Origin of the sequence: Neolewinella maritima (genome assembly GCF_923081025.1) — a bacterium.
GTDB classification, from domain to species: Bacteria; Bacteroidota; Bacteroidia; order Chitinophagales; family Saprospiraceae; genus Neolewinella; species Neolewinella maritima.
This window is the reverse complement of record NZ_CAKLPZ010000002.1, coordinates 213,975-231,191: the sequence shown is the minus strand read 5'-3', so window position 1 is coordinate 231,191 and position 17,217 is coordinate 213,975. Positions and strand designations below refer to the sequence as shown.

The window sequence follows — 17,217 nt, the reverse complement described above, 5'->3', positions numbered from 1 at the left end:
CCTAGGCCTGGGCTTCATCGAGGCGGCGGGCCTGTCCGATCCAATCTTCTTCCCGAATGAGTTCGGCGACGTAGCCGATGCGGGCGGCGTAGGTATCGATGTCGGCATCTTCCCAGGCGGCGATCTGTGCGTAGCTGACGATTCCCGCCTCCCGCAGCTTGCGCTGATTGAAGGGACCGATGGATGAGATCTTGGTCAGGTCGTCTCCGGAGTCATCAACTGCCGGCTGGTCGGTAGCCTCTTCCGCAGGATCGTAGGGCTGGCCTATTTCGATCTGGTGGGTGGAGCGTCCGGTACGTATGGTCGTGGGCCGGGAGGCAGCGGCGTTCGACTGGGTCAGTTGGTCCAGCCGGCGTTCGAGGGACGTGATGCGATCGTCTAATTGATCTGGCTTCGCACCTGCGTCCCCGCCCGCGCTGCTGCCCTGTTGGAGTAGTTCGTTGCGGGTCTTGAGGCCGATCACCTGGTCATTGAGGTCTTCGATGGTGGTGGCGTAGCTCTGGTTGGTGGCGCGGAGCTGCTCATTGGAGGTGCGGGTCTCGGTGAGGCTGTGGTTCAGCTCCATGTTGCGGCGCTGGGCGGTCTGCAGCTGGACGAGCACCTCGTCTTTTTCGGTGGTGAGGGCGACCAGTTCGCGGGCGAGGGACTTCTGCTCTTCCTCGTTGGTCTGTAGGCGTTCCTGTAGCTGCACCTTTTCGCGCTGGATCAGCTCGACCTGTTTGCGCAAGGTGCTGACCCGCCGCCGGCCCAGGAGCCAGCCGATGCACAGGGCGATCGTGAACAGGATGAGTCCTACGATACTCCACCATAGTGCGATCTCGGGGGCGAGCTGGTTGAGGTAGGCGATGAATTCAGTAAGGGAGGTGTCCATGCCGGGCTAGGTGGGTGAGGCCGAGCAAGATAGGGTATGTTGCTATTGCACCTTGCCTTTTACGTTCCTCTCCCCCGGCCCCTCTCCATACGCTACGTGGCTCGCTCACTCCTGTAGCTAGAACGGGATATCGTCGTCGGTATTCATCTTACTGGGCAGGGTGCCGCCGCCGTAGGGCTGCTGGGGCTGGCTGCCACCGGTGATGGCACCGGAGGGCAGCAGATCGAAGTCGAGGTCTTCCAGGTCGCTGAAGCGGGCGAAGTCGCTCTCGAAGCGCAGGCGGATGTCGCGGGCCTCGCCGTGACGGTTCTTGCCTACGATAATCTCGGCTACGCCGGCCAGGCTGTTGCCCTGCTCGTCTTCAGTGATCTTGTAGTACTCGGGGCGGTAGAGGAACATGACCATGTCGGCGTCCTGCTCGATCGAGTTGTGGACGACAATGCCATCGGCTACGAAGTTGTGGGGGCCGGGCACGGTGAGGTCGAATACCTCTTCGGTAGCATCGGGAATAATGGAACCGATCTGATCCCAGTATACGTCGCTGGTAGAGAGCGTATTCAGATATAGTGAATCTACGGCGCTAGCTACGGTGCGGGCGCGATCGCGGCTCAAGTTGCTTTTGTATAGTGTAGATCCACAGTACTGTGTACCGATGGTGGCCTGCATTTCACGGGTAGTAACACCTAGTAGTTGCATCGATGGAATCACTTCGTCGTGCCATACCTCTTTGGGGATCACATCTCTATTTGTATTCGCAGTGCGGGTAGCCAGGTAGTCGACTATATCGGCAAGTGCAGAAGATTTGTACGCACCTACCGCGCCGACTTGGTCAATGAACCTCAGAAGGTCATGCTGTCCCGTCACAATTACGTGATACTGATCTCGACCTTTCAGCGCTTGATCTACGCATTTGATGCGGGCAGTAATTCCTACGTTCAACAATAGGTGTTGCACGTCCTTAGCTAGACGTTCGCTACTGGAAGCGTAGTAGACCGCTGGGTAAGGCTTCTTTCCACCTACCAGTTTAATGCATCCATCCGTAGCCCAGAGGTGACGAAGGAAGAGTGCAATTCGTGACTGACTCTGCTGAAACACGCGGTCAGGTACATGCTTCTCATGAGATCGCAGACCCCATACGCCTAAGGCTGCCAGCCACTCCGATACCGCACTACGCACACCATGAGTATGCTTCCGGTTAGAGCTCAGATAGACCTGAAACCATTTAGCACCGGTCTTCTTTGAACCTTCCTGCTTAGTTCTCGGGGTGACCTCGTCTCCGAAACACTTCACCGTGAGGGCAGATACTATATCAGCCAAATCGTTTTCCCGCGTAGTGTACTGGATAGCGTGTTTGGGCAGTGTGCAGCCATCCCCGATCAGATGACCGAGTAAAGCCAGTTCAGCTTCACTCATGACCTTAGTAGCTAAACCGGCGGGCAACGCTCGCGGCATAGCTATATGCTCACCATCCTTCAATTCATCCAGCCGCTTCCAACCCTTAATTGTGAGAAATTTATGGTTGGCGGTAGCCCGTATGCTGCGACCGAGCTTGGTGGTCAGCCGGTACGTCTGCTTGATACCGGTAGAGAAGGCGGAGGAGACCATTGCGGGCACTAAGCGGTAGTCATCGTCCGTGGCCCAGACCTGGAAGCCCCCCCGGGGGTAGCGCGCGACCAGTTCTTTGATGGCAACGCGCCGGCCGTCCTCTGCGAGGGTCACCAACGTATCACCGGTAAGACACCCCGACTCACGCAGGTCACTCAATTGAGGCCGTTTATCACCCCCTCTAGTCTCTACGGCACGGGAAAGCTGCGATAGCGCGATCACCGGTACTTCAAGTTCTTTGGCCAGGCCCTTGAGCGAGCGGCTGATGGCCGATACTTCCTGCTCGCGGTTGCCGCCTTTATTGCCTTCGCCGGCGCCGGACATCAGCTGCAGGTAGTCGATAATGACCATGCCGATGCCCTTTTCGAGCTTCAGGCGGCGGCACTTGGCGCGCAGCTCGAAGACGTTGATGCCGGGGGTATCGTCGATGTAGATGGGGGCTTCGCCGACGTGGGTCATGGCGTTGACCAGGCGCTCCCACTCGTCGTCGGTGAACTTGCCGTTGCGCATTTTCTGGCCGTTCACCTCGGCGTCCTGACTGAAAATGCGGCCGGCCAACTGGGCGGCGCTCATCTCCAAACTGAAGATGGCGACCGGGGTAGGCTTGTCGGCCTTGGCACCCAGGGCAGCGTTGCGGGCCATGGAGAGCACGAAACTGGTCTTACCCATGGCCGGACGGGCGGCTACGATGATGAGGTCGGAGCGCTGTAGGCCGGAGGTGAGGCGGTCCAGCTCGGTGAAACCGGTAGCTACGCCGGTGAGGCCGCCCTCGCGGGAGCGGAGGTCGGTAAGCTGCTCCAGGAGCTGATTGGCCAGACTGCCCATGTCGGCGACCTGCTTGCCCATATTCTCCTCCGTGATGGTGAAGATGTTGCTGCCGGCCTTGTCGAGCAGGTCGAGTACGTCGGTACTGTCCTCGTAGGCGTCCTTGATGATCTCGGCGCTGGTGCGGATGAGCTCGCGCTGGATGAACTTCTCGGTTACGATCCGCGCGTGGTACTCGATGTTGGCCGAGCTGGTCACCCGACTGGTGAGCTGGGCGAGGTAGCCGGCACCACCCACGACCTCGAGGGTCTCGTTCTTGCGCAGGTCTTCCACGACCATGAGCAGGTCGATGGGCTGACTGCGCTCGAACAGCCGCCGCATACTGCGGTAGATCTCCTGATGAGCCGGCTTGTAGAAGCTCTCCGGCTTGATGATGTCCAGCACCTTGGTCATCGCCTCCCGCTCGATCAGGATGGCCGATAGGATCGCCTCCTCCAGGTCCGGAGCCTGGGGGGGCAGCTTGCTGTACGACGGCAGGTTGGCCTCCTCCAGGCGGTTGCGGTTGGAGTAGGCCGCCACGGTACTACCGTTGCCACTGCCGCTGCGGCGGTCGTATTGTTTGTCCTTAGCCATCAGTTGTAAAGATAGGTCCTTTTCTAAACAAATTGTTGTGTAAAAGGCTGTGGAGAACGGCTTTTTTCTGTGGAAAACTTTGGGTTAAACACAGATTTCACAGATTACTTCACAGATTACTTCACGGATTTCAGCGCGGATTATCCGTGTCCAATCCGTGCCCATAATCCGTGCAATCCGTGTTTAACCGACCCCGTACTGCCCCAGAGGAACTGTACTCACATCCATCATAGCGAAGGGCTCCCAACTGCCATCCTCCACCAGGGCCTTGCGGTAGGCGACGTGGACGCGGTGGATGTCAGTGTTCATCTGCCGGCAGGTGTCGACCATGAGCTTGTTGTGGCCGCGGATGGTGGCCATATCGACGTGGCGGTAGGTGCGGCTGGTGTGGCGGTTGCCGCTCTGGAACATGGCGTCGACCATGAGGGGGTATACCCCCTGCCGCTGGTAGTCCTGCGCGATACCGAAAGCGATACCCTTGCAGTCGCGCGGCTGCTTTTGAAACTTGAGCCGGTAGAGGAATTTGGGGAGCCCCCGCCAGTCGAGCTTACCGTTCACGCCGCCGAGGAAGCAGTTGATGTCGGGGATCAGGCCGGCCAGTCCGATGGGTCGGCCTTCCTTGTTGTAGGCCAGACAGGTCAGGTGGGGGTCCATGATGGGCTTCATCTGCTGGAAGGTGGGGTAGATGTCCGCTCCCGTCAGCGGCCTGAAGTACGGCCAGTGATTGAAGGCGGCATTGTAGGCCTCGGCGAAGTCGTCCGCCCCCTGCTGCAGGTTGTTGGCGTCCAGCTGCTTGGTATACAGGCCGTAGCGCTCGCGTACCCGGGCGGCCAGCTTACCGAGCCGTTCGCCGGGGAACTCCGACACTACGCCCCGCATGGTCAGGCACTGCTCGTGGGGCACGTAGCCGCGCTGCTCCAGGTAGGCCTGGTAGTAGGGCGGATTGTAGGTCTCCTGGTAGATTGGCCGGTACCAGCCCCGGGTCAGCAGGCCCCAGAATTTGTCGCGTTCGCCGAAGTTGATCGGTCCGTCGATACACCGCATCCCGCGGCCGCGCAACCAGTCTTCGGCCGTTTGCAGGAGCAGATCGGCCACCGCGGGGCTGGCGATGCACTCGAAGAAGCCCATACCCCCCGCCGGCAGCGTCTGCTCCCGGTTGCGCTCCTCGTCGATGAAGGCGGCAATGCGGCCCACGGCGTGCCCGCCGCTTACCACTACCCACCGCCGCAGGTTATCGCCGGTGAAGGCCGCGTTCTTGTCGCTGAGGATGCCCTCGATGTCGCTGCGCAGGGGGTAGACGTACTGGGCGTTGCCGGCATAGACGACGTCCAGTACGCCGTGCCATTCCTTCCAATCCGTGTTTTCGCTGATGTGGTACTCGGCCATGCGGCAAAGGTAGCCTTAGCGCTCCACCCCTTCGAGTAGCACGTCCTGCAGCCTGGTATCATTGGAGTCATGGAGTACAGAGATATCGCCGGTCGTTTCCAGCACGACTGCCCGCACCTCCGAAAGTTGGATCACGTTGGCCTCCCGCAGCTTGGCGATGACGTCGGAGCGGCTGACGCCCGTTTTGCGCATATTGTCGATCAGGAACTCCGTCCCGTCCATCAGCAGGGTAGGGTTGTTTTCTGCCAGGTCCTCAAAGGCGTTGGAGGCGAACTTGAGCTTGGCGAACAGCTGCTGGAAGATCACGATGGACGCCAGGGCCACCACGCCCTGTAGCACCGAGGTAGACTTACTGATCACCACGCTAGCCAGGATCGAGCCGATCGCGATGGTGGTGGCGAAGTCGATGCTCGACATCTTGGCGAAGGTGCGCAGGCCGGCCAGCCGCACCAGCAGCAGCATGGCGGCAAAGATGATAAAAGCGGAGACCGCCGTTTGCAGCAGCGTAGCGCCGCTCGCGATGAACCAGTCAGACATGGGGAACTCGTTTAAACCCACAACCCACTTAGCCACCCGGTATGTTTCGTCGGGCCTCACTTCCACTGCAGATAGCCATCGGCCAGATTGTGCGCTTCGCGGAAGCCCATGCGGTCCATCAGGGCACAGGCCTGGCCGCTGCGGTTGCCACTGCGGCAGTACACGAGGTAGGTCGCGTCGCGGTCCAGGCTGTCAAGCCGCTCGGTAAAGTCGGCGGCATTGAAGTCCAGTTCCCGCGCGCCCTCGATCATGCCCCCGGCGGTCTCGGCGGGGGTGCGTACGTCCAGGATGACCACATTGCTATCGTTCATCCGTGCGCGGAATTCCTCCTGCGTCACGTCATAGGGCGTGGTCGCGGGTGCGGGGGACGTGCCGCAGGCGCAGACGATCAGGCACAGACTGTACAACAGCGGCTTCACCGGTCGTAGGCATTGATGCCACCGTCGAGGTGCACGAGCCGCGTGATGCCGGCGTTGCGCATCAGGGTACAGGCGCGGACGCTGCGGCGGCCGCTGCGGCAGTACACGAGGTAGGTCTGGTCGGGGTCCAGGGCGTCGAGCTGTTCCAGGAAGTCGGGCCCCAGGTAGTCCACGTTTATGGCCCCCTCCAGGTGGTAGCTGCCGTACTCTTCGGCCCGGCGCACATCGAGCAGGGTGCCGGGGGCGGCCGTGGCGCGCAGGCGGTCGAAGTCCGCCGGGCCGACGTTGGTCAGCTCCTGCTTCAGCAGTTGCCAGCGGGGGATGGGGCAGGCCGGGGGGGTGACGGACATGGGCGGCGGCGGGGATGGTGAGCCACAAAGATACGGGGCAGAGGTCGAGGCGTTGCACGCCGAGTGTATGCCAGCTGCGACTGAGATTGCTCGGCGTGCAACGCCTCGACCTTGCAAACGCCATGTTAATCTTCGGGCAGCATGCCGGCGTTCTGTGTTTGCTACCCGATCTTCGGCAGTCATGCACCACAACGTCATACGACGGGTCATCGTCCTGGGCCTGATTGCCATCCTCGGCATCATCGGGATGCAAACCTACTGGGTGGCTACGACCTGGAACCTGAACGATACCGAGTTCAGCCAGAAGGCGCAGCTGGCGCTCTACGGCGTGGCCCGGCAGCTGGCTGCGGAGAACGACGCCGACCTGCCGAAGCGCGACATCGTGCGGCAGCGCAGCAGCAACTACTTTATCGTCAATACGGAGAGCGAGATCAACGCCCAGCGGCTGGAGTACCTGATGCAGCAGGAGCTGCAGCGGCTGCACCTCGACGTAGACTTCGAGTACGCCATCTTCGACTGCTCCACCAACGAGATGGCCTACGGGGGCTACTGCACGGCCGAATCCCAGCAGCTACCCACCGATCCGGAGACCGGTAGCTACCTGCCGCCTGATGAGGGCCTGCTGTACTACTTCGGCGTCAAGTTCCCCACCCGCGTAGGCTACATCTGGCAGAAGATGCAGCTGGTAGTGTTTCTGTCGGTCATCCTGATCCTGACGGTCGCCTTCTTTGCCTATTCCCTGCTGGTGATCCTGCGGCAGCGGCGGCTGGCGACCATGCAGAAGGAGTTCATCGACAACATGACCCACGAGTTCAAGACCCCGCTGTCGACCATCCGCATCGCGGCCGGGGTGCTGGCGCGCGACCCGCACGTGGCGGGTGATGCCCGACTAAGCCGCTACGCCCAGCTCATCCACGCCCAGTACCAGCGGCTCAACGAGCAGGTGGAGAACGTGCTACAGATCGCTAGCACGGAGAAGGGCGGCTTCACCCTGCGGCGGGAGCGCATCGACCTGCAGGAGCTGCTGCCCCCCCTGCTCAGCAGCGCCCGCGCCCGCACTGAGGAGCGCGACGGCCACCTAAGCTGGCAGCTGCCGGACCGGGCCGTGCCCCTCTACGCCGACCCCCTGCACCTGACCAATATTCTGCACAGCCTGCTCGACAACGCCATCAAGTACGGTGGTACGCCGCCCCGTATCGCCATCACGGGCCACGTGGCCGACCGCCACCTGCACCTGTCCATCCACGACGACGGACCGGGCATCGCCGCGGAGCACCAGGAGCGGGTGTTCGAGAAGTTCTACCGGGTACCGACCGGGGACGTGCACGACGTAAAGGGATTCGGACTGGGCCTCTACTACGTGCGCCAGATCTGCCGGGCCCACGGGTGGAACATCCGGGTGGAGAGTGCGCCGGGCTACGGTACGGCCCTGCACCTGCGGCTCCCGCTCACTCCCGTACCCCAAGCCGCCGTACCCGCATGAGTGCCGCCCGCCTACTGTACGTGGAGGACGACGAGGGCCTCGGCTTCGTCACCCGCGATAACCTCGAACTGCACGGCTTTACCGTAGAGCACCTGAATGACGGTACCGCCGCCGCAGAGCGCATCCGGGAGGGGACCTCGGGGGTCGACCTATGCCTGCTGGACGTGATGCTACCGGGCGTGGACGGCTTCGAACTGGCGCGCCTGGTGCGGGAGCAGGATCGCGACATGCCCATCCTCTTCCTGACCGCGAAGAGCCTCGAGGAAGATCGTCTGCGGGGACTGCGCCTGGGGGCGGACGACTACATCACCAAGCCCTTCAGCGTGGAGGAGCTGATCCTGCGGATCGAGGTATTCCTGCGGCGCAGCCGGGTGCGGCCCGTAGCGGCGGCGGCTTTCGATCCGGGTCAGTTGGGTGCGTACCGCTTCGAGGTGCGGGAGCTGCGGCTGTCTCATCCGGACGAGGCTAGCCCGCGGCGGCTGACCCGTCGCGAGGCGGAGTTGCTGCAGCTGCTCAGTAGCCGGCGTGAGCAGGTGCTCGAACGGGCTACGATCCTGGAGCAGATCTGGGGCACCAACGACTACTTCCTGGGGCGTAGTCTGGATGTGTTCGTCAGTAGGCTGCGCAAGTACCTGCGGCGCGACGCGCGGGTCAGGATCGAGAACATCCACGGGGTGGGCTTTACGCTCACGATCGCGGCGGCGGACTGATCAGTTGCGGTACCACATCAGCAGGGCACCGAAGCAGGTGATGAGCAGCAGCAGTACGGTAGCCATGCGGATACTGCGCCGTAGGTAATTACCGAAATCGCGGATGGCCTGGGCCTGCTGCGGGTAGGCGGGTACGACCTCCTCTTCCATGCGCTGGCGGTTCAGGATCTGGGCGGCGGTGAAGTCTACATCGGTCTGCACCAGCACGCGGTAGGCGCGCAGCACTTTGGCCCGGAAGTAGAGATTGACGAACAGCATGGCCAGAAAAAGTGCCACGATAACGACAAAGAGGAAGATGTACATAGCGTATGGCGTGTGGCCTGAGCGGTTCGGGTGCTCCTGCCGAACAAGCCGCGAGGGCCCCGGGTTTCGAGGAGTGAACCTACTGTTATCGCAGGGCCGGCAATCCGTAAAGTGCAATATGTTCGTAGTTAGGGGGTTACCCCATAGGTACATCTTTGTGTATTTTACCACGGGGCTATGCTAGTTCGCCCTCCTTTTGGCCAATAATTCAGTGCTTTGTTAAGACCGTTCTTGTTCCTGGTAGCTTGGTGGGCCGTAGTGCCCCTGCTGGCGCAGTCGGAAGCGAGCGGGCTCACCCTGGACCCCGACTACAGCGCCGAACGACTGGTGACGGAGGTGTTTGCTACCGATCGCTGCAAGACGATCTTCAACGTCCAGGCGATCGGAGAAAATCAGGCGGGTATCGGCTACTTCGAGGGGCAGAGCGATATCGTCGGCTTCGAGCGGGGCATCATTCTATCCACCGGAAAAATCACGGATGCGGCGGGGCCGAATGATACCCGCGACAAAGGCACACGGCTTACCGGACCCACCAACGATCAGGACCTGGACCTGGTGGATAAGAACGGCGTCTTCGACCGCAGCGGGTTGGAGTTCGACTTCATCCCGTTAGAGTCGACCGTCACCTTTCGCTACGTCTTCGCTTCTGAAGAGTACTGTGAGTTCGTAGGGGCTAAGTTCAACGACATTTTTGGCTTCTTCATTAGCGGACCCGGCTACACCGGCACCTTTTCCAACAACGCGGTCAACGTGGCCCGCGTACCGGGCACCAGCTCTCCCGTTACCGTCAATAGTATCAACGACGAAAAAAACAAGCAGTTTTTTCTCGACAACACCCCGACACCCGGAGGCGCGGGAAGCTGCCGCGGCGCTACGGGCAACAGTCCCCGCATTCAGACCGTACAGTTCGACGGGCAGACCACGGTGCTTACCGCTACCCTGCGCGTACAGCCCTGCGCGACCTACCACATCCGGTTAGTGATCGCCGACATTGCCGATGACGAACTCGATTCCGCCGTCTTTCTGGAGGGGGGGAGCTTTGACTTAGGCGCCGGTGCCATCCTGGCGGGGCCGCAGGGTGCGCAGGAACCCCTGATCGTGTACGAAGGATGTGAACCTAGTACCCTGCGCATAAGCCGGCAGCCCGACTCTAAGCTGGACCGGGCACAGACCGTCACCTACCGCCTTGGCACCACCTCGGTCGCTAGTGATACGGCAGACTTCGATGCAGGTACTGGCCGCGTCGTGATCCCCGCCGGCCGCACGTTCGTCGATGTGCCCGTGCGGGCGTTGCCGGACAACGTCACCGAAGGAGACGAGGAAGCCTTCCTGCTGCTCGACCTGCCGTGCGCCTGCAATGTCGACTCCCTGCGCATCATCGTCCGCGAACCCACCGCACCGCGTATTGCTGAAGGGGAGCCGTTCCGCTACTGCCGGGGAGGAGGCTCGCGCCTGTCCGCCGAGATCGAGGGCGGCGTGCCTCCCTTCACCTACGACTGGAGCTTCGGAAGTACCTCCCCCAACCCCGAGATCAACGAATCGCTGCCCGATACCGTGACCCTACGCCTGACGGACGCCTGTGGATCGACCGTACAGTGGCGGGCGGCCACCGAGGAAACCGCTCCGCCTACGGTTGCCTTCCCCGCCCAGGACCTGACCGCCTGCTGGAACCAGTCGCAGGAGATTCTGGCCGACCTGCAGGGCAATGGCCCCTTCACGCTGAGCTACCTGATCGACGGGGAGCGGCAGCCCGACGTCCCACTGACCGCCGGGGAGGGCTGGCCCGTAGATCGCAGCGGTACCTATCAGATCATCACCGTAGCCGATCAAACATGTAGCAGCACCGTCGACGAACAACTGCGGGTAGACTTCTACAAGCCGGTACTCAATACATCCTACCAAGACCCCACGTGTTACCGGGCGGAGGACGGACAAATATCGGCCACCCACCTACCCACCATCGAGCCCTATGCGTACCGCCTGGATGGCGAGCCCGTCGTTGGTCCGCAAATAGGTAATCTGACGGAAGGCACCTACACGCTCACCGTCGCCGATGCACTGGGTTGCAGCGATACCAGTGTGGTGGTGCTGCTGGATCCGGAGTCGATCCGGCCGGTAGAGGTGGAGTGCGAGGACCTGCGCCGACCACCCCTCTCGCTGACGGCCCGGGGTGGGGTACTGCCCTACACCTACAGCACCGACGGAGAAACGTACCGGGGTGGGGAAGACTTTTGGCGTACCGTCACGGCCGGTGATTATTACCTGCTGCGCATTCGTGATGCCAGGGGCTGCGAGATCGAACAGCCGGAATTTTTTCTGCCCCGCGCCGCGGCCTTCCCGATCGTACTGCCCAGCTTCATCCCCCAGCAGGTGGGTGAGACCACCAAGGTCGAGCTCAACTATCGGGTGCCCCCCTCCCAACTGTTTTCCTACAGCTGGCAGCCCGCCGAGCTCTTCGACTGCCCTAGTTGCCCCAATCCTACCATCAGCGCGCCCTTTACGCAGGACGTGAATCTCATCATCAGAGATATCTACGGCTGTACCGATAGCCTCACGACTTACGTAGCCGTAGATGGCCGTAAGCCTATCTACGTACCTAATGTATTCTCTCCGGACGGGGACGGGAACAACGACTTCGTAGCCGTATTCGCGAACGCCGATCTCGTGCAGCGGATCGTCAGTTTCCAGATCTATACCCGCTGGGGCGAGCAGGTCTATTCCGACGGCGACTATCCGCCCAACAGTGCAAGCCGCGGCTGGAACGGACTACTCGGAGACCGCCCCGCCCTGCCGGGCACCTACCTGTGGGTAGCCCAGGTACAGCTCTACGACGGGCAGATCGTACGCGACGGAGGGTCTACGGTCTTGCTGGCGCGCTGAGGTATTCGAGTGCTACTCGCCGCTGGGGCACCAGGTACTTACGGGCTACCCGATTGAGCTCCGCTACGGTGAGGGACAGGTAGCTTTCCATCTCGGTATTGACCAGCTCCGGCTGCCCCAGGGCGGCGTAGAAGACCAGCTCATTGGCCCGGTTGCTGATGTTGGCCTCCCGGTAGTGGTTGCGCTGCTCCAGTTGATGGATGACCTTGGCCAGCTCCTCGTCTCCGATCCCCTGCTCCACCAGGGCGTCGATGGCGGTGAAGAGCGCCTGGCGGGCGTCCGCGTAGTCCACGTCTTCACTCGGGCGGGCCTCTACGATGATGCCGCCGTGCTCCAGATTGTCGTTGATGCCGGCACTCACCTCGGCGAACAGTTCCGTCTCCCGCACCAGCCGCCGGTACAGCCACGAGGAGCGGCCGCCACCCAGCAGGAAGCTCAGTACGTCCGTGGCGGGGAAGTCGGGGTGGAGCCGGTCCACGGTACGAAAGTGCAGGTACACCACCGGACTGGGTACCTCGCCGTACACCGTCAGCTGGCGGGGCGCGTCCTGCTCCGGCTCGGGCGCGATCACGGGCCGGGGCAGCTCGGGGTCGGAGCCGGGTATATCACCGAACCAGTGCGCGATACGCTCCCGGATCGTCAGCGGGTCGAAGCTACCGGCCAGGCACAGGATGGCGTTGTCCGGCCGGTAGTAGCGGGCGTAGAAGGCCTTGACCTCTGCCAGGGTGGTCTGCTGAATGTGGCTGATATCCTGCCCGATCACCGGCCAGCGGTAGGGGTGCTGGCGGTAGATCAGGGCATTGAAGTGGTGGTAGAGGTCACCGTAGGGCTGCTCCAGGCAGGTCTCGCGAAATTCCTCCACGACCACCCGTTTTTCATTGTCCAGCGACCGCTGGCTGAAGCGGAGCTGCCGCATGCGGTCGCTTTCCAGCCACAGGGCGGTCTCTACGTTCTCGGCCGGCAGCACGTCGTAATACAGCGTATGGTCGCTGCTGGTCACGGCATTGTTCTCGCCACCGGCCAGCTGCAGCGCGTCGTCGAAGTTGGGTACGTTCCTGGAGCCGGCGAACATCAGGTGCTCGAACAGGTGGGCGAAGCCCGTGCGGTGGGGTGGGTCGTTGCGGCTGCCCACCTTATAGAGCACGTTCACGGTGACTACGGTACGCTCCGGATCGTGGTGGAGTAGGACGGTGAGTCCGTTGTCCAGGGTATAATTCTCAAACTGCATACGCCAAACGCAACCGCCACCGCATCGGTATAGTTGCCATGCCCACCGCCCGCCTGCTTACCGGTCTGTTGTTGCCCCTGCTGTGGTGTTGCGGTCCCGTCTCCCACTCCCCCGTCTCCCCGCTCGACTACCTGGAGCTTCGCACCCCCGACGGCTGGTCGCTGCGCGTACACGGCGACGGCAGCGGCTCGCTTACCCACCGCCAGCACCCCCTCCACCACCTGGACTACCCCGCACGCACCTTCTCCACCCGTTTGTTTCCGGGGCGGGGCCGCAGGTGCCGGGCAGCGCCCACGGGATCCGCCTGCTACGCCCTAAGCTTCTACGCCGCCCGCGGAGACAGCACGCTGCACTGCGACTGCGTGACCGGTCAGGAGCCCCAGGCACTGATGCGCACCGCCATCACCCACATGCAGCTGGCCGTAGACGACGCCGGCAGCGAGCGCTCCTGCCGCATGCTGCGCCGTACCTGGCTGGCGGCTAATTAGTACTACCCATCCTACCACTCTATGCCGTAGTCCGCCTTGAGTTGCTGCACCCGCTGGTAGGGGATATTGGGTTCCAGTAAGTAAGAGCGGGAGCCCATGTAGTATTCGCGAAAGCGTACGCGCCGGGCGTAGAGCAGCTTGATGACTTGCTGGCACTGGGAGTGCGTCGACCGCAGATCGATCGTAGTGTCTATATCCGAACCGCACAGGCTGAGCCGCAGAAAGAAGGACCCTCCGGCCAGGTGGTTGTCGGGCCTGGGAAAACAGGTATAATCTAGGTGCAGCTCTGTAAGCTCGGCGTAGGTATACGTCTGCGTCTCGCCGGGCGGAGCTTGCACGATCGCGAGGCCATGATCCTCGAAGCGGAGCTGCCGCCGGTCCCGGGTCGGGCGCGGTTCCGAACTGCGCGACAGCGCATATAGCAGGTCGTGCAGCGGATTAGTGTAGGCCGCACCCCCCAGAAACTTCCACCACCTGATCTCCCCCAGCGGGTTGCGCTGCGGAGCGAGGGAAAAGTCAGCTGGTTTGTATTCGGTGAATGTCAACTTGCTAAGTCCTTTAATGGCCGTGCTTTGCACCTGCGCCCCCGCCCCCTGACGTGATCAGTTGAGGCGCCAGAAGTAGGGAGTGAAGAGGATGAGTACGGTGAAGATCTCCAGCCGGCCCACGATCATGACGAAGCTAAGGAATAGCTTGATCTCGGGACTGAGCCAGGCAAAATTGTCGGTCGGGCCCACGCCGCCGATGCCCGGCCCTACGTTGCCTAGGCTGGTGGCCATGGCCCCGACGGCGGTGATGAAGTCCAGCCCCAATATGCTCAGCACCACGCTACCCAGCACGAAGATCATGAGGTATAGCAGCAGGAAGTTGAAGATGTGGGTGATGATGCGGCCCGGTACGATCTGTCCGTTGAGCCGCAGGGGCACGATGGCCTGAGGGTGGATCAGCCGCTTAAACTCCAGGTAGCTATTCTTGAAGAACACGAGGTGGCGGATCAGCTTGATGCCGCCCGAGGTAGAGCCCGCGCAGGCCCCCAGGAACAGGAGCACGAAGCAGACCATGGTCAGGCTGTTGGCCCAGCTGGTGTAGTCGGCCGAGACGAAGCCCGTAGTGGTGATGAGGCTCACGATCTGGAACATGCTGTCGCGAAAGCACTGCTCCAGCGTATCCTCGGTGTGGTAGGATACCCGGGCGGTGAATATGGCCGTGAGCACGACGATCAGGCCCACGTAGGCCTTGAGCTCGCTGCTCCGCCAGACTTCCGACCAGCGCCGCTTGATGCCCAGGTAGAGCAGGGTGTAGTTCACGCCGGCCAGGAACATGAACAGGATGATGATGTACTGGATCGTAGGCGAAAAGGCTGCCGCCGAGGCGTTGCGCGTGCTGAATCCGCCGGTGGCCATGGTGGTCAGGGCATGGTTGATCGCCTCATACGGCGACAGGCCGGCGAAATACAGCAGGAAGCCTTCCAGTACGGTCAGGCCCACGTAGATGAACCAGAGGCGCTTGGCCGTCTCGCTGATGCGGGGGTGCAGCTTATCCGAGGTGGGCCCCGGCGCCTCAGCCGCAAAGAGCTCGATGCCCCCGATGCCGAGCAGGGGCAGGATGGCAACGGTGAGCACGATGATGCCCATGCCGCCGATCCACTGCGTGAGGCTGCGCCAGTAGAGCAGGCCGCGGGGCTGGATCTCGATATCCGTAAGGGTAGACGCCCCCGTGGTGGTGAGGCCCGATACCGTCTCGAACAGTGCATCCGGAACGCTGGGTAGCATGCCGCTGTAGAGGTAGGGCAGCATGCCGAAGACGGTCATAGCCACCCAGCTCAGGGCTACGATGAGGTAGCCCTCCCGCTTGTGGATGGAGAGCATGGCTACGCTGGCCGTACGTCCGTCTTTCTTGCGGTGGGAGATCAGCCAGAGCAGGCCGGCGGCTACGAGGGTGGTCACGCCGGCATAGAGCAGCGGCTGGGTGGGCTCGTCGTAGTAGGCACTGAAGGGTACGCCCGTCCACATCAGTACGCCGATGATGACCAGTAGTACGCTGACGACGCGCGCGATGGGCCGGTAGTTGATCAGTTCCCGCATACCGCTTAGCGGAACAACTCGTCGAGCCGCCGGATGGCCTGCGGCTTGGCGAATACGATGACGCGGTCGCCCAGCTGGAGCTGGGAGGACCCGTTGGGAATGATGGTCTCGTCACCCCGGATCACGCCGCCGATCAGGGCGGTATCCGGGAAGTGCAGCTCCTTGAGCGTTTTTTTGGTCAGGCGATTCGTCTTGGTGATGACGTACTCGATCACCTCGGCGTCCACGCCCTGTAGGGTGGTGATGGCCTCTACATTGCCCTTGCGCACGTAGCGGAAGATGTCGTTGGCGGCCAGTAGTTTCTTATTGATCAGGGTGTCTACGCCGATGTTCTGGCTGATGTGGACGTACTCCTTGTTCTCCACCTGCGCGATGGTCTTGTACACCCCGTGGTTGTGGGCGGTGAGGCAGGCGATGATGTTGGTCTCGCTATTTTCGGTCAGGGCCATGAAGGCGTCCATTTTCGACAGCCCCTCCTCCTCCAGCAGGTCGAAGTTGGTGAAGTCACCGTTGACCACCAGCACGTTGTCGAGCAGTTCGGTGATGTGCTGGCAGCGCTTCTTGTCGTTCTCTACGATGGTGACCTTGTAACCGTACTGCAGGCGGCGGGCCGTGGCGATGGCCAGGTCGGTGCCACCCATGATCATGGCGCTGGTCACGGTGCGGGGCTTCACCCCTACGAACTGCTCCACCAGCTTGGTGTCGCCGGGCCGGGCAATAAAGTAGATGTGGTCGTAGCGCTTGAGCTCGGTATTGCCGCGGGGGATGATCGTGTGGTGACCGCGCAGGATGGCGATGAGCTGCATCTCCTCGCGGTTATTGAGCCCCTCGATCTGGTTGAGCCTCTTGCCCGCCAGGGGGGAGTCGGAGGCCAGGGAGATGCCCACCAGCGAGAGCTTGCCGTGCTCGAATTCGAAGATGTCGGTAAAGGAGCACTTCTTGATCAGCCGCTCGATCTCCAGGGCGGCCAGCCGGCGGGGGCTGATGAGCTGGTCGATACCCAGGGAGCAGATCGTGGCCGTGCCCTCGCCCTCGAGGTATTCCTCGTTGTCCACCCGGGCGATCACGCGCGTGGCCCCCATCTTTTTACTCAGGATGGCGGCCATCATATTGGTCTGCTCACTGGTGGTGACGGCCAGCAGCAGGTCGGCGTTGCCCACCCGGGCCGACTGTAGGGTGGCGATGCTGGTGGCGTCGCCGCGCACGGTGAGCACGTCCAGGTGGGAGCCGGCGTAGTCGAGCACGTCCTGGTCGTTGTCGATCAGCACGATGTTCTGGTTTTCGGTGGCCAGCAGTTCCGCCAGGTGAAACCCTACGTCTCCGGCACCGGCAATGACGATGTTCATAATTGGCAATTGGGGTTCGACCGGCCGCAAAGGTCGGTATTACCCAACACATAAGAGGCCACCTCGGTCGCAGCTGCGGTGGATATACGCCGGGGCGAACAAATTAATCCCCCCGACCTTCCACCAGCA

15 protein-coding genes are annotated in these 17,217 nt (G+C 61.9%); 4 read left to right on the top strand and 11 right to left on the bottom strand.

The features are described 5' to 3' along the window. Position 1: 1 nt before the first annotated feature. From MJQ68_RS09310 to MJQ68_RS09285, 6 genes are all read right to left on the bottom strand, one after another. A complete protein-coding gene (locus MJQ68_RS09310) occupies positions 2-871 on the bottom strand; it encodes a hypothetical protein (RefSeq protein ID WP_238750784.1) in 870 nt (289 codons plus the stop codon). Between the two features lie 117 nt (positions 872-988). After that, entirely contained in the window at positions 989-3,874 is a 2,886-nt protein-coding gene (locus MJQ68_RS09305; protein ID WP_238750783.1) for a replicative DNA helicase, read from the bottom strand. Between the two features lie 183 nt (positions 3,875-4,057). Continuing rightward, the gene (locus MJQ68_RS09300) at positions 4,058-5,260 is read right to left on the bottom strand and encodes a hypothetical protein (RefSeq protein ID WP_238750782.1); all 1,203 of its coding nucleotides are present in this window, start codon (positions 5,258-5,260) and stop codon (positions 4,058-4,060) included. A gap of 15 nt (positions 5,261-5,275) precedes the next feature. After that, the gene (locus MJQ68_RS09295) at positions 5,276-5,797 is read right to left on the bottom strand and encodes a DUF421 domain-containing protein (protein WP_238750781.1); all 522 of its coding nucleotides are present in this window, start codon (positions 5,795-5,797) and stop codon (positions 5,276-5,278) included. A gap of 56 nt (positions 5,798-5,853) precedes the next feature. Continuing rightward, on the bottom strand, positions 5,854-6,216 hold the full coding sequence (locus MJQ68_RS09290; RefSeq protein WP_238750780.1) for a rhodanese-like domain-containing protein: 363 nt from the start codon (positions 6,214-6,216) through the stop codon (positions 5,854-5,856). Continuing rightward, positions 6,213-6,566, bottom strand: a complete 354-nt coding sequence (locus MJQ68_RS09285; RefSeq protein ID WP_238750778.1) for a rhodanese-like domain-containing protein — start codon at positions 6,564-6,566, stop codon at positions 6,213-6,215. Before MJQ68_RS09285 ends, MJQ68_RS09290 begins: the two co-directional genes overlap by 4 nt. 181 nt (positions 6,567-6,747) lie before the next feature. Here MJQ68_RS09285 and MJQ68_RS09280 point away from each other — a divergent pair, with 181 nt between their 5' ends. Further along, positions 6,748-8,049, top strand: a complete 1,302-nt coding sequence (locus tag MJQ68_RS09280; protein ID WP_238750777.1) for a sensor histidine kinase — start codon at positions 6,748-6,750, stop codon at positions 8,047-8,049. Then, positions 8,046-8,759, top strand: a complete 714-nt coding sequence (locus MJQ68_RS09275; protein WP_238750776.1) for a response regulator transcription factor — start codon at positions 8,046-8,048, stop codon at positions 8,757-8,759. The genes MJQ68_RS09280 and MJQ68_RS09275 overlap by 4 nt, the downstream gene beginning before the upstream one ends. On the opposite strand, the gene MJQ68_RS09270 is transcribed toward MJQ68_RS09275, so the two are convergent. Beyond that, positions 8,760-9,062 (bottom strand): hypothetical protein, encoded by a 303-nt coding sequence (locus tag MJQ68_RS09270; protein WP_238750774.1) that lies wholly within the window; start codon positions 9,060-9,062, stop codon positions 8,760-8,762. A 216-nt stretch (positions 9,063-9,278) separates the two neighbouring features. Here MJQ68_RS09270 and MJQ68_RS09265 point away from each other — a divergent pair, with 216 nt between their 5' ends. After that, positions 9,279-11,942 (top strand): choice-of-anchor L domain-containing protein, encoded by a 2,664-nt coding sequence (locus tag MJQ68_RS09265; protein WP_238750773.1) that lies wholly within the window; start codon positions 9,279-9,281, stop codon positions 11,940-11,942. Here MJQ68_RS09265 and MJQ68_RS09260 read toward each other — a convergent pair. Next, positions 11,920-13,170 (bottom strand): M16 family metallopeptidase, encoded by a 1,251-nt coding sequence (locus MJQ68_RS09260; RefSeq protein ID WP_238750772.1) that lies wholly within the window; start codon positions 13,168-13,170, stop codon positions 11,920-11,922. The two genes, MJQ68_RS09265 and MJQ68_RS09260, sit on opposite strands and share 23 nt — an antisense overlap. A gap of 38 nt (positions 13,171-13,208) precedes the next feature. Here MJQ68_RS09260 and MJQ68_RS09255 point away from each other — a divergent pair, with 38 nt between their 5' ends. Continuing rightward, positions 13,209-13,658 (top strand): hypothetical protein, encoded by a 450-nt coding sequence (locus MJQ68_RS09255; RefSeq protein WP_238750771.1) that lies wholly within the window; start codon positions 13,209-13,211, stop codon positions 13,656-13,658. An 11-nt stretch (positions 13,659-13,669) separates the two neighbouring features. Here MJQ68_RS09255 and MJQ68_RS09250 read toward each other — a convergent pair whose 3' ends face one another. Genes MJQ68_RS09250 through trkA form a run of 3 tightly spaced genes read right to left on the bottom strand, consistent with a single transcriptional unit; the run spans position 13,670 to position 17,088 of the window. Then, positions 13,670-14,203: a hypothetical protein gene (locus MJQ68_RS09250; RefSeq protein ID WP_238750770.1), complete on the bottom strand. Its 534-nt coding sequence runs from the start codon at positions 14,201-14,203 to the stop codon at positions 13,670-13,672. A 57-nt stretch (positions 14,204-14,260) separates the two neighbouring features. Next, the gene (locus MJQ68_RS09245; RefSeq protein WP_406612898.1) at positions 14,261-15,733 is read right to left on the bottom strand and encodes a TrkH family potassium uptake protein; all 1,473 of its coding nucleotides are present in this window, start codon (positions 15,731-15,733) and stop codon (positions 14,261-14,263) included. 14 nt (positions 15,734-15,747) lie between these two features. Continuing rightward, complete coding sequence (gene trkA, locus MJQ68_RS09240) at positions 15,748-17,088, bottom strand: Trk system potassium transporter TrkA (protein WP_238750768.1); 1,341 nt, start codon at positions 17,086-17,088, stop codon at positions 15,748-15,750. Positions 17,089-17,217: the final 129 nt, after the last annotated feature.